Origin of the sequence: Nitrosopumilus adriaticus, from assembly GCF_000956175.1 — an archaeon.
Taxonomy (GTDB): domain Archaea; phylum Thermoproteota; class Nitrososphaeria; order Nitrososphaerales; family Nitrosopumilaceae; genus Nitrosopumilus; species Nitrosopumilus adriaticus.
This window is the reverse complement of sequence record NZ_CP011070.1, coordinates 917,444-932,109: the sequence shown is the minus strand read 5'-3', so window position 1 is coordinate 932,109 and position 14,666 is coordinate 917,444. Positions and strand designations below refer to the sequence as shown.

At 33.4% G+C, this 14,666-nt stretch carries 19 protein-coding genes; 2 read left to right on the top strand and 17 right to left on the bottom strand.

All coding sequences use genetic code 11. The annotated features are described in order from the left end of the window. Window positions 1-70 precede the first annotated feature (70 nt). Window positions 71-505 (bottom strand): potassium channel family protein, encoded by a 435-nt coding sequence (locus NADRNF5_RS05380; protein WP_160289391.1) that lies wholly within the window; start codon window positions 503-505, stop codon window positions 71-73. A 98-nt stretch (window positions 506-603) separates the two neighbouring features. Between NADRNF5_RS05380 and NADRNF5_RS05375 the strand changes: the two genes are divergently transcribed. Then, window positions 604-1,923, top strand: coding sequence for a dicarboxylate/amino acid:cation symporter (locus NADRNF5_RS05375; protein ID WP_048116111.1), 1,320 nt, complete (start codon window positions 604-606; stop codon window positions 1,921-1,923). Window positions 1,924-1,939: 16 nt separating this feature from the next. Here the strand turns inward: NADRNF5_RS05375 and NADRNF5_RS05370 are convergent, their stop codons facing one another. The 10 genes from NADRNF5_RS05370 to NADRNF5_RS11710 all read right to left on the bottom strand — a co-directional run bounded on the left by NADRNF5_RS05370 (window position 1,940) and on the right by NADRNF5_RS11710 (window position 9,642). After that, entirely contained in the window at window positions 1,940-3,547 is a 1,608-nt protein-coding gene (locus NADRNF5_RS05370) for a cation:proton antiporter domain-containing protein (RefSeq protein WP_048116110.1), read from the bottom strand. A gap of 115 nt (window positions 3,548-3,662) precedes the next feature. Further along, complete coding sequence (locus tag NADRNF5_RS05365; RefSeq protein ID WP_048116109.1) at window positions 3,663-3,878, bottom strand: hypothetical protein; 216 nt, start codon at window positions 3,876-3,878, stop codon at window positions 3,663-3,665. Beyond that, on the bottom strand, window positions 3,871-4,122 hold the full coding sequence (locus NADRNF5_RS05360; protein ID WP_048116108.1) for an Lrp/AsnC ligand binding domain-containing protein: 252 nt from the start codon (window positions 4,120-4,122) through the stop codon (window positions 3,871-3,873). The genes NADRNF5_RS05365 and NADRNF5_RS05360 overlap by 8 nt, the downstream gene beginning before the upstream one ends. Before the next feature lie 87 nt (window positions 4,123-4,209). Continuing rightward, window positions 4,210-4,644, bottom strand: coding sequence for a PRC-barrel domain-containing protein (locus tag NADRNF5_RS05355; protein ID WP_048116107.1), 435 nt, complete (start codon window positions 4,642-4,644; stop codon window positions 4,210-4,212). A 71-nt stretch (window positions 4,645-4,715) separates the two neighbouring features. Continuing rightward, a complete protein-coding gene (locus NADRNF5_RS11325; protein WP_192828291.1) occupies window positions 4,716-4,889 on the bottom strand; it encodes a hypothetical protein in 174 nt (57 codons plus the stop codon). Window positions 4,890-4,891: 2 nt separating this feature from the next. Next, window positions 4,892-5,356: an SHOCT domain-containing protein gene (locus tag NADRNF5_RS05350; protein WP_048116106.1), complete on the bottom strand. Its 465-nt coding sequence runs from the start codon at window positions 5,354-5,356 to the stop codon at window positions 4,892-4,894. A 90-nt stretch (window positions 5,357-5,446) separates the two neighbouring features. Next, entirely contained in the window at window positions 5,447-7,231 is a 1,785-nt protein-coding gene (locus tag NADRNF5_RS05345) for a cation:proton antiporter (RefSeq protein ID WP_048116105.1), read from the bottom strand. After that, on the bottom strand, window positions 7,228-8,019 hold the full coding sequence (locus tag NADRNF5_RS05340; protein WP_048116104.1) for an N-formylglutamate amidohydrolase: 792 nt from the start codon (window positions 8,017-8,019) through the stop codon (window positions 7,228-7,230). Before NADRNF5_RS05340 ends, NADRNF5_RS05345 begins: the two co-directional genes overlap by 4 nt. Continuing rightward, complete coding sequence (locus tag NADRNF5_RS11715; protein ID WP_342399218.1) at window positions 8,010-8,909, bottom strand: gamma-glutamyltransferase; 900 nt, start codon at window positions 8,907-8,909, stop codon at window positions 8,010-8,012. Before NADRNF5_RS11715 ends, NADRNF5_RS05340 begins: the two co-directional genes overlap by 10 nt. A 31-nt stretch (window positions 8,910-8,940) precedes the next feature. Then, a complete protein-coding gene (locus NADRNF5_RS11710; protein ID WP_250634618.1) occupies window positions 8,941-9,642 on the bottom strand; it encodes a gamma-glutamyltransferase in 702 nt (233 codons plus the stop codon). A 221-nt stretch (window positions 9,643-9,863) separates the two neighbouring features. Here NADRNF5_RS11710 and NADRNF5_RS05330 point away from each other — a divergent pair, with 221 nt between their 5' ends. After that, the gene (locus NADRNF5_RS05330) at window positions 9,864-10,145 is read left to right on the top strand and encodes a hypothetical protein (RefSeq protein WP_048116103.1); all 282 of its coding nucleotides are present in this window, start codon (window positions 9,864-9,866) and stop codon (window positions 10,143-10,145) included. Window positions 10,146-10,588: 443 nt separating this feature from the next. Here the strand turns inward: NADRNF5_RS05330 and NADRNF5_RS05325 are convergent, their stop codons facing one another. The 6 genes from NADRNF5_RS05325 to NADRNF5_RS05310 all read right to left on the bottom strand — a co-directional run bounded on the left by NADRNF5_RS05325 (window position 10,589) and on the right by NADRNF5_RS05310 (window position 14,578). Next, window positions 10,589-11,389, bottom strand: a complete 801-nt coding sequence (locus tag NADRNF5_RS05325) for an amidohydrolase family protein (protein WP_048116102.1) — start codon at window positions 11,387-11,389, stop codon at window positions 10,589-10,591. Next, window positions 11,386-12,039, bottom strand: a complete 654-nt coding sequence (locus NADRNF5_RS05320) for a GNAT family N-acetyltransferase (protein ID WP_237089199.1) — start codon at window positions 12,037-12,039, stop codon at window positions 11,386-11,388. The genes NADRNF5_RS05325 and NADRNF5_RS05320 overlap by 4 nt, the downstream gene beginning before the upstream one ends. Before the next feature lie 116 nt (window positions 12,040-12,155). Continuing rightward, window positions 12,156-12,308: a hypothetical protein gene (locus NADRNF5_RS11135; protein WP_160289390.1), complete on the bottom strand. Its 153-nt coding sequence runs from the start codon at window positions 12,306-12,308 to the stop codon at window positions 12,156-12,158. A gap of 8 nt (window positions 12,309-12,316) precedes the next feature. After that, a complete protein-coding gene (locus NADRNF5_RS11130; protein WP_160289389.1) occupies window positions 12,317-12,460 on the bottom strand; it encodes a hypothetical protein in 144 nt (47 codons plus the stop codon). 302 nt (window positions 12,461-12,762) lie between these two features. Continuing rightward, window positions 12,763-13,488, bottom strand: coding sequence for a hypothetical protein (locus tag NADRNF5_RS05315; RefSeq protein ID WP_052661886.1), 726 nt, complete (start codon window positions 13,486-13,488; stop codon window positions 12,763-12,765). Between the two features lie 43 nt (window positions 13,489-13,531). Then, window positions 13,532-14,578, bottom strand: coding sequence for a hypothetical protein (locus NADRNF5_RS05310; RefSeq protein ID WP_048116099.1), 1,047 nt, complete (start codon window positions 14,576-14,578; stop codon window positions 13,532-13,534). Window positions 14,579-14,666: the final 88 nt, after the last annotated feature.

Here is a 14,666-nt window from a genome sequence, read left to right as displayed (position 1 = left end):
TAAAGGATTTGTCAACGGACGATTATTAAAATAAATTTTAAATTGAGATATAATAAGAATAAATTCCATTTCAATTTTTTTGACGATTATCTTTTGCTTCATCATGCAAGTCTTTTACCATAGAGATTAACAATTCAACCTCATGTTTTTCCAAATTCTCAATATCGCCAATTTTCTTAATTATCAATGACTTTGTTGAAGATTCAACAGTCTCGTGTTTCTTTAATCTAGATCCAATAAGTAAAGCACCTAGTGCAGAGATAAAAGTACCAATAATCGCAATTCCTACAAACATCAAAACAATTCCCATGACCCTTCCAAGTTCTGTAACTGGAACCACATCGCCATATCCCACGGTAGTAACAGTAGCAGAGGCCCACCAAAATGCATCAAGCAAATTTGTAATTTGGGCATCCTCATGAGGGGATTCTACTAAAAAAATCCCCATACCACTAATACCCACTACGGCAGCAGAGATCACAAAAAGTGAGATTAGAAGTTTCAATACCAATAATCCATCATCACACTACTAAAAAGCAAAATAAGATTTTCAACTTCGAGAACATCCGTCTTTTTATTATTACTGAATGCATGTCAAAAATCATGGTCATAAAGTCTTTCAAGCACCAAATTCCTCAAATTTCATACCTAGTTAAGAAAAAACTATGGGCACAGGTTCTTGTTGGGTTGTTTTTGGGATTATTGCTAGGATTAGTCCTAGGTCCAGAAGCAGGAATTGTAGATAAAGACACTAGTGGAATTATCACCACTTGGCTTTCTATTCCTGCACATTTATTCCTCAAAATCATTCAGATGATAATTGTTCCTCTAATTTTTGCATCCATTATTAGAGGTCTTTTGTCAGCAGGTAGTGTAGAGCAACTTCGAACTATGGGGATTTCTGTTGCGGCATTTTTTGTAATTACCACAGTTATTGCTTTAGGTATTGGTGTATTTGTAGCTACAACAATAGTCCCAGGAAATTTTGTTGATAGTGAAGCAATGCTATCAAGTTTAGAAATTGATGAGACAGAACAACTTGTAGAAAATATAGAATTTAATTTTCTTGACATTCCTCAACACATCATAGGTATTATCCCCAGCAATCCTTTGACATCCTTTATGTCTGGGGAAATGCTGAGCATCATCATTTTTGCATTATTTGTTGCAATTGCAATGATCTCTCTTCCTAAAAAAAAATCAGAGTCAATAACGGATTTGCTGGAATCAATTCAAGAAATTACCATGAAAGTAGTTTCGTGGGCAATGAGATTAGCACCACTTGCAGCATTTGGTTTGATGGCAGATATCGTATCAAAAGTTGGACTTGATGCACTTGTAGGACTTGGTGCATATATGGGAACTGTGGTTATCGGACTCTTCATAATGATGCTAGCATATATTGTAATTATCAAAGTATTTGCACGTAGACCAATAATATCCACATTGAAAATGATGAAAGATCCTCTTCTTCTTGCATTTTCGACATCAAGTTCAGCTGCTGTAATGCCTGTTTCATTAAAGACAGCAGAAGAAAAGATGAAAGTTAAACCCGCAGTATCTCAATTTGTAATTCCACTAGGTGCTACAATCAACATGAATGGTACTGCATTATATCAAATTGTTGCAGTGTTCTTCCTTGCACAACTTTTCAGTATTGAGTTGGGTGCAACGACAATCATTCTAATTGCAGTAACTGCACTTATGGCATCAATTGGCGCCCCTTCAGCTCCCGGTGCTGGCATTGTAATTTTATCATCCATCCTACTAGCTGCCGGGGTACCAGTAATTGGGATAGTTCTATTGTTAGGTGTTGATAGAATTTTAGATATGACGAGAACAATGGTAAACGTAAGCGGAGATCTTACGGCGTGTTTGGTTTTCAATAAGAGAATAAAGGCAGAACATATACCTAAAAGTTAATTCGAATTATTCTAAATCACGATTTTTTTGGTTCTACTAATAAATTCATTATATCATGATTTGAAATAATGCCAACTACTTTTTTCAAATCTTCGGGATCTACTACAGGTATCATTTCAAATGGGTAAGAATTCATCTTTTGAATTACTGAATAAAGATATTCACTAGGCAATACTGTAGGGACCTTTTCATACATTACATCACCAACAGTTGTGATATCACGAGTTTTTTTATGGGATTTGTCTATTTCACGTTTTGAGACAACCCCCACCAATTCATCACTATCATCAAAAACCAAGAAGGGTCTTTTGTCCAATGTATTATTTTTAAGAAAGTCTTTGATTGTAACATCCTTTGTTGTCTTTAGATATGCAGTGTTGATCACCATCATTGCAGTAACATCTGAAACCACTCTTCTAAAATAACCTGGAACCAACCCCATTTCAATAGTTCCAACTTTGAAAGTTGTTATTTTCTTTAGTTTACGCTGAAGTTCAACACTAGAAATTATCATAGTCATCAGTGTTCCAAGTACCAATAATGAGAACAAACTATTATTCAAAATATTAACTTGTAACAAAGACAGCATTAATGCCAAATCAACTGCTCCTTTAGACATGACACCATATGCAACAGTCGTTGCAGGTCGCATCTGTGCAATACGCACTGCAATGTAAGAGCCAAGGAATTTTACGCCAATCATTATTACAAGAAATCCAGCTATTACCCATAATTCTAAATCAAGAAACGCTGTACTGAAGTGAAGTCCTATTCCAGCAAAGAATATGGGAATAAAAATACCATACCCTACTGCATGTACATTTTTTGAAATTTCATGATAATCATCCCTATTCATTCTAGAGATTGCAATTCCTAAAAGTAATGCACCAATTGCACCATGAATTCCACTGACCTCTGCAAAATATGCAACTAACAGTATGACACCAATTACGACACCAAAATAAATTTGTGTTACTTGCAGATGTTTTTTTATGTAACGGAAAAAACGAGGTAAAATAAATACAGATACGAATCCTGCAACTGCAAAGAATATGATCATTTTTACAAATAGCCAGATAAACTCTGAAAATTCGGGTGTTTCACTTGTGCTGATTTGAATCATAATACTTGTTACAATGATTGCAATGAATTCAACAATTGCAGCTACAGTAAAAATCTCAAGACCAATTGTAGATTTTAATTTTCCAAGATCACTTAGAACTTTGGCAGTAACTCCCAGGCTAGAGGCAGCGATTACACTTGCAATAGCAAATGATTTTATAAAATCCATATCCAAAGCCATTCCAAAAATTCCAGCCACTATGAAAGGGATCAAAAATGCAGCTGCAGAGCCTGCAAAGATTCTACCTCGAATAACACGGAAGAGTCCTGCAAGATCAATTTCTTCAAGGCCAATTAAGAAAAACAGGAAAAATACTCCAATCGATATGAAAAGTTCAATTTCATCAATAGGTTGTACAAGTGCAAAAAGGGCAGGTCCAACAATTATTCCTGCAAGAACATTACCCAAAATAGTAGGCTGATTAATTCTATGCATAATTTCACCAAATAGTTTAGCAGCTAGGAGTAAGATTCCAATATACAAAATAGGCTCAAACGACAATTCTCAAACAGTTCTCCGGATTAATTTGAATATTAATGAAAAATTCCCTTACAAGTAGTTATGTTAAGGCATTTCAAGGAATTTGAGTTGAGAAACAACTAGATTTTAAAATATATTAAAAATTTAAGAGTTTTTTCTCATGAGCTTCTTTAAGTATTTTGAACAATTCCTCAACAGTGCATGTTCTAAATGATTCAGGAAGATCATCTAGGTTTAATTTTTCAATTTTTTTGGCTTTTCTTTTTACCACAAATTTAACTGGACCTGGTATTTGTTCACGATATATGGCATTGATAAAGTCAATTATTTCACATGTGGATTTTTCATCCATTGTCTATTGTCCCACCCTGACCATAAAGAACATGCATGGTATAGGTGTCAGTTACATCAGGATGATTTCTTAGTCGCTTTACTACCTGTTCAACACCGTTGGGATCAGTTGTGGAAACTTTAAGAAAAATATCATACTTTCCCCAGACACCATTAATTTCAATTATTTCTATTAATTGTTTTAGCTCAGAAATAATTGTGGATTCTTTACCCAATGTACAATTGATTAGAATGTATGCTTCCATACAGTAAATCATGTTTAAAGTAATTAAAGATAATGAGAAATCTATTTAAAAATTATAAATTCTGGATTAATTTGCAAAGTTTTTTCTTTAGAATAATTTTATTTTGATTTTATCCCCAACTGCAATAATTCGTTCAGATGGAATAATTACAGATTTAAATTTCGATTTTATCTCAAGGGACTCAAGTTTATTGGTCTCAGAATTTAGATTTATTTGAACTACACGACCAATATTCTTTCCATCAACATCTGCAACTTTGTCTCCAGGCTTTATTGGGATCGAGTTCAAGGTAAGCCCAGATTCAGCGAATTCCTCAAAATAATCCTGTGATAAAAAATATTCTTTTGAAAATCTTTTTTTGACCAAAATTCCAGACACTGAAAATTTTTGCCTATCAATCAAAATAGATTTTATTTTACCACAATTCTGACCTTTACTATCAAAAACAGTTTTCCCAATAAAGTCTTCAAGATAACAATTCTTTGTTAATTGGGTTTTTTGTTCAGTAATTTTTAAGCTCATAAAAAGAATTAGAAATTTTTGCTAATCAAAACGAAAATCAAAGAAAGTTGACATAAAACATACCGTGAGGTTCATTTTCGAATTTTTAGATAAATCAAAATGCCCTCTACAGAAGAGCCAACAACAACAACACCCAATCCAATTAACCATTCTTGAGTAAACCAACTATAATTAGTCATAATTAAAATTCCTACAAGAATTGCTATTACTATCACCAATGAAGAGATTATTAGATTTTTACTCATTGTCAGATTCTCTCTAAGAGTTTTTTCTTTTTCCTGTTAAATTCTTCTTTTGTAATAATTCCAAGCTCATTTAGTTTTGCGAGTCTTTCTAGGATCTCAAGACTGGGAGCACCATATTGAGTACCAAGTTTTATTCGTCCTACTATTGTCTCAAAGAAATTAAAAAATGCATTACTAATTTTCTTGTAAAATTTAGGACTATTTTTTTTAAATTCCAGACCTTGTTCAGAAGTTTTTTCTTTGATTTTGTGAGACCTACTTTTCAAAGATTCCCAATAAGGTTTTGATTTTATGAATTTAGCTCCACTAGAACTAACCTCGCTAATTTTTTCAATAGAGTCTTTTCCAAAATTCTTTGTATGCTCTAGTGCATCTGAATAATTTTTTTCCAGAGTATTTACAAATTTTTCTTGCTTTTTCTCGATAACTTTTTCATCAGTTTCAGATTTCTTGTTTTCAGTTTCCATATATTCTCAATATCTACATTAACAATGCAAATCGATTATTTTAACATCTTGATTCTTAGGAGATACTAATTTGTCAATAAGATCTTCAGACTATTCAGGCTCAAAAGTTTCATCTTCTTTCATCAAACTTTCCATAATATGGCCGTGAGATAGCTTTTGGAATACAAATACAGAATCGGCTATCAAAATTATTGCTATGGTAAGCCCGATTCCAGATATGATAAAGGGCAAAAATGGAAGTTCCACAATATCTGCAATGTAAGGTTGCATGATAGCTATAAGTATCAAAATAAAACCAATAAAGAAAATATTTCTCATTAATCTATGGAGTGGTTTCTCTTCGAGTCGTTGTGTGTCTGCAGGAATTAATTTGGTAGATAAAATATCAGATATACTTGTAACTAAATTTTCAATTTTACCAAGCATTGCAATTACAGGATAGATAATTAACAATATGCTAATAATTGTCAAAAGTATTTCAGGTTCAATAGGGAGGGGAATACCAAGTGTAGAAATAATTGTCACTATATCATCATTAAAGTAATCAATAATTGCAAGAATTGCTATTACAACCATCAGATTAACAAAAAATTTCAGCCCATGCTTTTTCAAAAGTATATTGAATTGGCTGTTATCATCAGGAGTATTCATCAAATTATTAAAAAATTTCCCAACAATGTGAATTGGGTTTAAAACATTCATTGGAATATGGCTTTTTTTATCTGCAAGTGTTGGCAATATTTTCAACAGTAATGGCATGCAGAGCATCGTAGCAAGAGTCACCAACATAGTAACTGGGTACAGAGTATCTCTAACGGAACCACTATCGACAGCCTGCTTTGCCATGATAAAGGAAAACTCACCTCTAGGAACCATTACAGACCCAATAGTCGAAGAACTAACAATGCCATGACCACCAATTGAAGATCCAAAGAAATTTCCAATAAATTTTCCAACAACGGCTAGAATAATTATGGGTATGGATATCAAGGCAACCTCAGGTATTGCCATAATGTTTACCAGCATTCCAATAGATACGAAGAATATTACACCAAAAAAGTCTCTTAATGGAAGAATTTTTTTCGTAATGCTTTCAGAATGTTTTGATGATGCGATAATCATTCCCATAATAAATGCGCCAATAGCTGAACTTTGACCTAGAAAATGTGCCAAAACTGCCAATCCAAAACCCAAAGCAAGAGCTGTGATAAACGGGCCTTCGGGAATATCCAATCCATGAATCTTCTCCAAAAGTTTTGGAATTAATTTAATTCCAAGAGCTAGCGCAATAACAAAAAATGTCAAACTTTGTAAAATCAAAACTCCAACACCGGTCAAATCGAGCGTAGCTCCTTCAGAGGCATTGCCTAAAATAACTAAAAGTAAAACTGCTGCAAGATCCTCAACAATCAAAATTGTAATAATAGTATCAAATTCTTTTGTTTTTACTAGCTTAAGATCCCTCATTATTCGTAAAGAGATAGCAGTACTGCTGATTGACAATATTCCTGCTAGGTAAAGAGATTCTAAATGGGACCAGCCAAATGAAAAGGCTCCAATGTATGCCAGAAAAAACATTATTGATAATTCAGTCATTCCAACTGTGATTGCTTTCATTCCAGCTTTTCGTAATTTTTGAAGACTGAATTCCAACCCTACAACAAAGAGAAGAATAATTATTCCTAGTTCAGCTAAAAGATTGATTAATTCAACATCATCAACAATTCCAAGTCCATAAGGTCCTGCAATCATTCCAATTAAGATAAAGCCGATAATAGTTGGGAATTTTATTTTTTTCATAATTCCTGCACCAACCATTCCTCCACCCAGCAGTAGGGCCAACAGTGCAAGAAATTCTGTAACTTCTACTGTCAAGAATCTTCTCCATCGAATTTTTTAAAAAATAGATTCAAGGTATTTTCAAATTGTTTATTTAGTTTCTCAAGATGTTTAGGATCCACTGTTAATTGTTCTTGATCAAACCAAGGCTCTGTTAGATACAAATCTCTATTCATTTCAACTTGAATCCAAGGTACAGGTTTGTTTCCATATGTCCTAGTAATATGACCTCCATGAAATGGATCATTTAGGGAAATGTCATCTCTATCAATTCCATAAGATTCAGATATACAGGAGGCCAATAACTCCATCATTTCTTGTGATGCTGTCTGACCATCATTATTAGATATGCAGAATTTTGGTCGTTTATTGTCCTTGGCATCAGGCGATATTCCAGGAGCAATTGCAGCCATAGAATGGCAATCCAAACACAACTGTAATTCTAATTCATCAAGACTTTTTTGTATGGAGTTATGATAAGGAAAATAATACATCTCCAACAGTAAGGTTCGAAGTGAATCATCAGGTTCTTTTCTCTCATGATAAATTGGTTTTTTGTAGCATGTTGAACTTTTTATGACACCATCAGGATTTTTTGGCGGTAAATCATCTGGTGCACGATTAAGATCAACGAACGCTCTTGCAATTTTTGATTTAATTACACGCTGAACTTTGTCACCCAAATCATACATTTCAATCACAAAAGGATCTGAATCATCAAAAAGATCTTTTTTAGTAATGGAGAGATGCCCATCAAGTTCTAGAGGTTTTCTGATGCCACCATGTGGAATTGATAATAAGACAGGTAATTTTTTTAATTTAATCCCTCTGCTGTTCCATCGCGTCTAACTTCTGCAACTCCTTGAAAGCCATCTTGTGTTTGCAGTTTCATTGTAGCATGTATTGCTCCATGATAAAATGAATATCGCTCTTTAATAGAAATTTCGTATCCCATGTCTTTTAGAAAATCAATAATTTCAGTTCTAAATCCTCCATCCTCTATGCTGACATTACCTCCAATGGAGCAATGAAAACGTGGTCGTATAATTGCCTGGTCCATTGGCAAATCCCCATCAATGATTCTTGAAAGAAACTGAGTTATAGTGGAAAAAATTCGTTGACTTCCAGGACTTCCCACCACCATCCAAAGTTTTGAATCATTAAAAACCAAGGCAGGTGAAACCGATGTCCAAGGAATTGCATTGGGCCTAATATAGTAAGGATGGTTCGGAGTCGTAAACTCAAATGCAGACATGTAATTGTTATAGAGAAATCCCATACCTTCTGCGGCAGCCTTTGAGCCATATGCTAATTCAACAGATTGTGTGATTCCTACTGCATTACCATCATTATCCATAGTTGAAAGATGTGTAGTATCTTCTCCTCCAAAATCAGGATCAATCATAGGCAGTGTTGCATCCATAGAATTATGGATAGAGTCTGCCATCTGTTTTGCAAAAGTTCTTTGCAAGTGTAATTTATCTTGAATTTGATCATATGTATGTCGATTAAATGGACGTTGTACTCTATGCAAAAACGCTTTTCTAAATGTTTCAGCAACAAAATGATACGAGCTAGGTTTTGAGCTACGAAGAAACTTGGATGGTAAGTGATTAAGCATCATCAAGGTAAGAAGCAATGTCCTCCCAGCTGCAGGCGGAGGCAATGTAGATACAGTCACATGTCGATATTTTCTACTAATTGGTTTTCTAATTAGTGGTTCTGGAATGAATGCTAAATCCTCTTCACGAATTAATCCATGAGTTTTTTTTCATATCTTCATCAATTTTTTTAGCAATGTTGCCCTGGTAGAATACACGATACCCATATTCAGAAATAGCAGTAAGTGTTTGAGCCAGATCATCTTGTACAAATCTATCTCCAACAGCATATGGGACTAGACCATCCTTTAGGAAATATTTTGCACCAGATTTTGATTTAATTGAAAGAAAATTTTCCAATTCTCTTTCTTGCAAAGAGTTCTGTAGTTGAGTAATTTTGTATCCTTTTTTTGCTATGTGAATTGAAGGTGCAATAATCTTTTGCCATTCCAGTGTGCCATATCGTTCATGCAAAAATCCAACTAGAGCAAGAGTACTAGGCACAGTAGTTGCCTTGTATCCAAGTTTACGATTTTTTGTTTTTGTGTAAATTGAGGAATGTGCCATAGATGGAGAACGACTAGAGCCATCTATCGCAAATGATTTTCCATTATAATGAATAATAGCCATAGATTGCCCACCAATTCCTGAAGCCTGTGGTTCACACACGCCTAATGCAATGGCAGTAGCACATGCAGCATCAATTGCATTGCCACCTTTCTTGAGCATTTCAACACCAGCTTTTGTCGCATCAGGGAATGCTGATGAAACCATCCCCTTTTTTGCAATAGACGATTTTTTGTTTGGTGTTGGTTTGAATGAATTTTCTATTTGTTCTAATTTCAATTTTGCAGCTCTTCCTTGGATAAAATGTATATCAAATTATTCAATTATTCAAGATTTAAAATATCACCATACCTATAAACCTAATTTTTAACGATCATGTAAATTGAAAAAATCTTAAAAATAGATCTCTAACAATTTAACAATTATAAAAATAGGTATTTTTGCCTAAAAATATTTCACTGCTCTAGTATAAGACATAGTAAATCTCAAAAAAATTCATAATGGCACAAACTAAAGCACAAAGAAGTGCAGCTGCAGTTAAAGCTGCAAGAACTAGAAAAAGAAATGCAAAGTTAAAAGCAGAAGCTTCAGCAAAAACAGCTTCAAAAAGAAAGCGAACAGTAGCAGCTAAGAAGAAAGCTACTGTTGCACCAAAAAAACGTAGTGCACCAAAGAGAAAAACTGTAGCTAAAAAAGCAGCACCAAAAAGAAAAGCTGCTCCTAAACGCAGAGCCGCTCCAAAAAGGAAAACCGCTACAAAAACCAAAGGAAGAAAACGATAATCAAACATCAATCCTTTTCCAGATTAATTAAAACTAGAAAAGGACTTTAACGTGGAATCTTTTTTCCATCTTTTCCTTTTTTTAAAAATACAATAAAAGAAATAAAATGATTTGATTGCCTTATGATGTTAGAGATTATTGAGTAGTAGAGGCTTTTTTCTGAGACCACAACTGTTCATTTATTTCATGACATTTGCAATCAGATGATTTTCCTTTACAGTTTTTTTGATGTAGTGGTTTATCACATTTGTTACAATCAGGATCTCTCCAGCTCGCTTGATTTCCACAGTTTGAACATCTCATTTTTTATCTAATACCAATTTGTGTTCAACTATCTTTTAAACAAATCACTATTTGACTAAAAACTAAATTAAATCAATTAATGTCTCCACAATTAAACCAAACCGGGGAACATATCTTAAAAATTAATTTCAATTATTTATTTATGAAATTTTAAATAATTCTTTAGAATTTTTATACATAAAATTATCCCGAAACGGTTTTTTGATGTTTAGCTTAGCCACAAAATTCAGATATGAGTCCATAGAGCTGATTGGCCAGTCAGTCCCATACAAAAGGTATCTAGGCTCACCTGCATAGTTTATCAATTCTGCAACTTTTTCCTTTATCATTTTTTCAAAAAAGTGATCAAAAGAGCCTACAACTAATCCAGAAACATCGGCATAGACATTTTTATTTTTGTAAAGTACTTCTTGAGCATCCTGAATCCAAGGATTGCCTAAATGACACATTACAATCTTTAACTCAGGGTTATCAACGGCCACATCATCTAAATTAAGAGGTCGTGCATATCTCAATTTTCCTTTTTCAGAATATGTATCGCCAGTATGAAACATTACTGGAATATCAAATTCGATACAAGTGTCATAGACTTTTTGATATCTTTCATCATAAGGGTAATAGTGCTCATATCCAGAATAAATTTTCATGGCTTTAATTTTTCCATCTTTAATCAATTGACTGTAATTTTTCAAATCATCATCAGTATGATTTTCGATTGTAAATCCAGCTGCAACACCTAGGTTATCATATTTTTTAATTGAATCAATAATTTGTTCGGTTGATGGTCTTTGAGGGTTATTTTTGTATGATGATAAAATTATTGCATAATCAACATTGTTGTTTGTCATTTCAGATTGAAGCATTTCCAATCTGTCTTCCAGTAGTGGAACATTTTGAGTAAGTTCATACTGGTTTACATGAACATGGCAATCAATTATCATGATTTTTCTTTAAAGTGTGGATTTTTCCATTCAATAAAAGTTGCATAGTTGAGTGATCTTGGATCCTTCATATAATTAGGTAGTATTTTGACAAATTTGAAATGGTTTCTTAGCTGAAATGACAAAACAGGTTCTTTAATTTCACGACGTTTTACCTTGACAACATAATCAATTGGGGAGAATTCTTTTGAATACTCACAATAATTAAACAATCTACCACCTGCAATAATTCGACGTAAATTTAGTTTAATTGCTAATTCTTGCCTTGCAGTATACAGTTTTGTTGCAACACCCAACCTTCTATGATCGGGATGAGATGAAACATCTGCACCATACAATGTATCTCCTTTAGGATTATGATTTTTGAAAAAACTATCACCACAAGCTTCTTTCCAGGAATGTTCTTTATACTCGGGTTCCAGAGAAATTATCAAACTGCTACAAGAGCCAATAATTTTTTCATTATATTCTGCTACAAATTGACCCTGAGGAAATATCTGCAAGTGTGCTTTTAGCTGTTCTGGTTTCCAGTAGACTCCTTCTGCTGCCATATAAGGAAACGCTGCCTTTTGTAATTGAACGACTTTTTTAATATCCTCAAGAGTCATGTTCCTAATTTTGATAGGACTGTGTCGGGATTGAATTGGCATTTCTAATTTGTTTCCTTAATGTTATTGATTTGAAAAAATACGTTTAGAAATGGATTTTTGAAAAATGATTTTTTTGAAAAGTATGGGTAAAAATTTCACATTCATGTTTGATCATTTTAATCCATAATTTTCATTTTTTTCTTTTTTCTTTGATCCTTTTCTTTAGAAGAGGCTTTTACGGAATAGTCATATTCAGGATATAGTTTTTCAAAACGCTGTTCCAAGCCCCCTTGACTTTCATCATAGTTTGAAAATTCCAATTCGTCCACAAATTTTCCTAGCTATGCCAAACTGAATCTTTTTCTTTACAAAGATCTGAACAATAGTCTGAAGATTGTTCTAATTTACCTCCACAATAATTGCAATGAATGGCAGGATCATAGATTTTTTTATCCTCTGTTGGTTCTTGATAATCTAGCATTTGTGTTGATTATGCAAATATTGTTAATAAAATAATATAGAATTGATTTCATTTTAGATTAAGTCAACCCTGAAGAGAACAATATTGCAATTAATTCAAAATAGTTGGTAAGAAATTATCAAAATTTTGGCTTTACAAAATTGATTAAAGCAAATCAATGTTTATTTATCGAAATAACTACTTTTTATAAACTTCATTCATGGAACATAGTAAAAAGTTGGGAATTTACATTCAAGTCAAGAAATTTGTTAACAATAATAAACTTCATCTGTAATAGAATCTTTTTTTGTTATTTCTTATAGTTATTCTAAAACTTGTTCTAGAATCGTAATTTGGATATTAGCAACATTGTTTGCATGAAGCTGTGTCACATACGTCCTACACACATTTTCAGGAATGTCTTTGTTTGTACCTACTTGTATTGATTCAATGGCAGATTTGACTAGGACTTTGGCTTTGTCTATTTTTTTATCGCCTGCACACACATTGAATTTTACATCATACTTTCCCTCACCTATCTTTGTCGTGGACAGAATCTTTACGCTTGGCTCATAGGATAATTTTGGTTTTGATTCTTTTGCTTTCTGCTCGAATTCAATAAATTTTGCATTTAATTGTTCTAACCTGTCACCACCCTGATAATTCCAGATAGGATCTTGGTAGAGTTTTACACAGATGTTAATATAATTCACATGTTCGTATTTTGCAATGAATTGAGCTTTACCGATATTTTTGTATGATTGATATAATGTGGAGCATTGGTTAATCCTAGGTTTTGTCACACTAACTTCATTTGAAGTAATAGTAGGATCAAGTACTGTGTTTTTTTCTGCCTCATCTAAAAATAAAATTTTGTTATTAATTAAATATCTAAGTGATTCCAAATATTCTTTCTCAGATATTTTATCCTGACCATACCAAAGAGCTGTATTTTTTATCCATCCAGGAATAATAGATTCGGCATAAGTAAAAGATACACCGAGAGTTAAGACTAACAGTAAAGGGATTACAAGAAATAGTTTATTCATCATATTTGTTAAGATTCAAAGTTAAATAAACATAATTCAAGAATTATTGCCCTGTTGCCACAGAGTAACTTACAGTGAATGGGGTTTCATTCATGGTATGAAGAGCTATCGCATTTGCAGTAACTTGCCAAGTTCCCATTGAAGTATCTCTATCAATAAAGCTTAATGCATAAACAGTCTTCCCGTCAGGAGACCATGTAGCTTGTCCACTAGTTTTCACTCCAGGTTGTAATGGACCATGTAGTGCAATGAGTTGTACATTTTCAGATGCAGAAAATCCCACAGTTCCAAAGTATGCTGGAATACGTGGAGGTAAAATAATTGCAAGTTGATGATTTTCATGTCCCAAACCAGGATCTTGTGTAGATGTGATTGTTTCACTTTTTACCGTATCAGAAAGAGTTCGCTCCCTATATGCCAGGGTGTAAGATATTGAGAATGGATCTTCATTCATTGTGTGTGCTGCTAAAGCATTTCCTGTAAAGTGCCACGTTCCTGCCATATTATTTACTGGAACAAAGGTTAAAGCATATTTTGTTTCTCCATCAGGAGTCCAAATTGCTTGTCCCTTATCTTCTCCAGGCTTTAGCGGTCCATGAAGCACAACTAATTGAACATCCTCAGATGCAGAATATGTCAACATTCCACGATATACTTTCTCAGAGGGTGGAAGAATTATAGCCAGTTGATGATTTTCATGTCCAATGCCAGGATCTTGTGTAGATGTGATTGTTCCAGTCTTTATTGTTCTTGGAGGTAACGATAATTCTTCATATCTTGATTGTTCAGACATTGCTTTGTCTGCAAGTTTCTGTTTTTCAGAATCTTTTTTTTCGGTTTTAACTTGTTCTTTCTTTACTTCTTTCTTTACTTCTTTCTTTACTTCTTTCTTCTTTGTTTCTTCTTTAACTTCAGAACATAGTTTATCTCCACATACAATTCCTTTAGTTGCAGAACCATATTGTGAAGTTGGGACTCCTTGTCCCTTTAATGCTTCAGCTGATTGGACCATATTCAATGGTATTGCCATTGCACCAAGTAATAATATAGAAACAGTGAAAAAGACTGTAAAAAATAATTTATTATTCATCACATACCCTTATTTTCATTTTATTTAAATGAGATATGAATTGATTATATGCCCAAATCTGGTAATTCTTGAAATTATGAATTAAAAA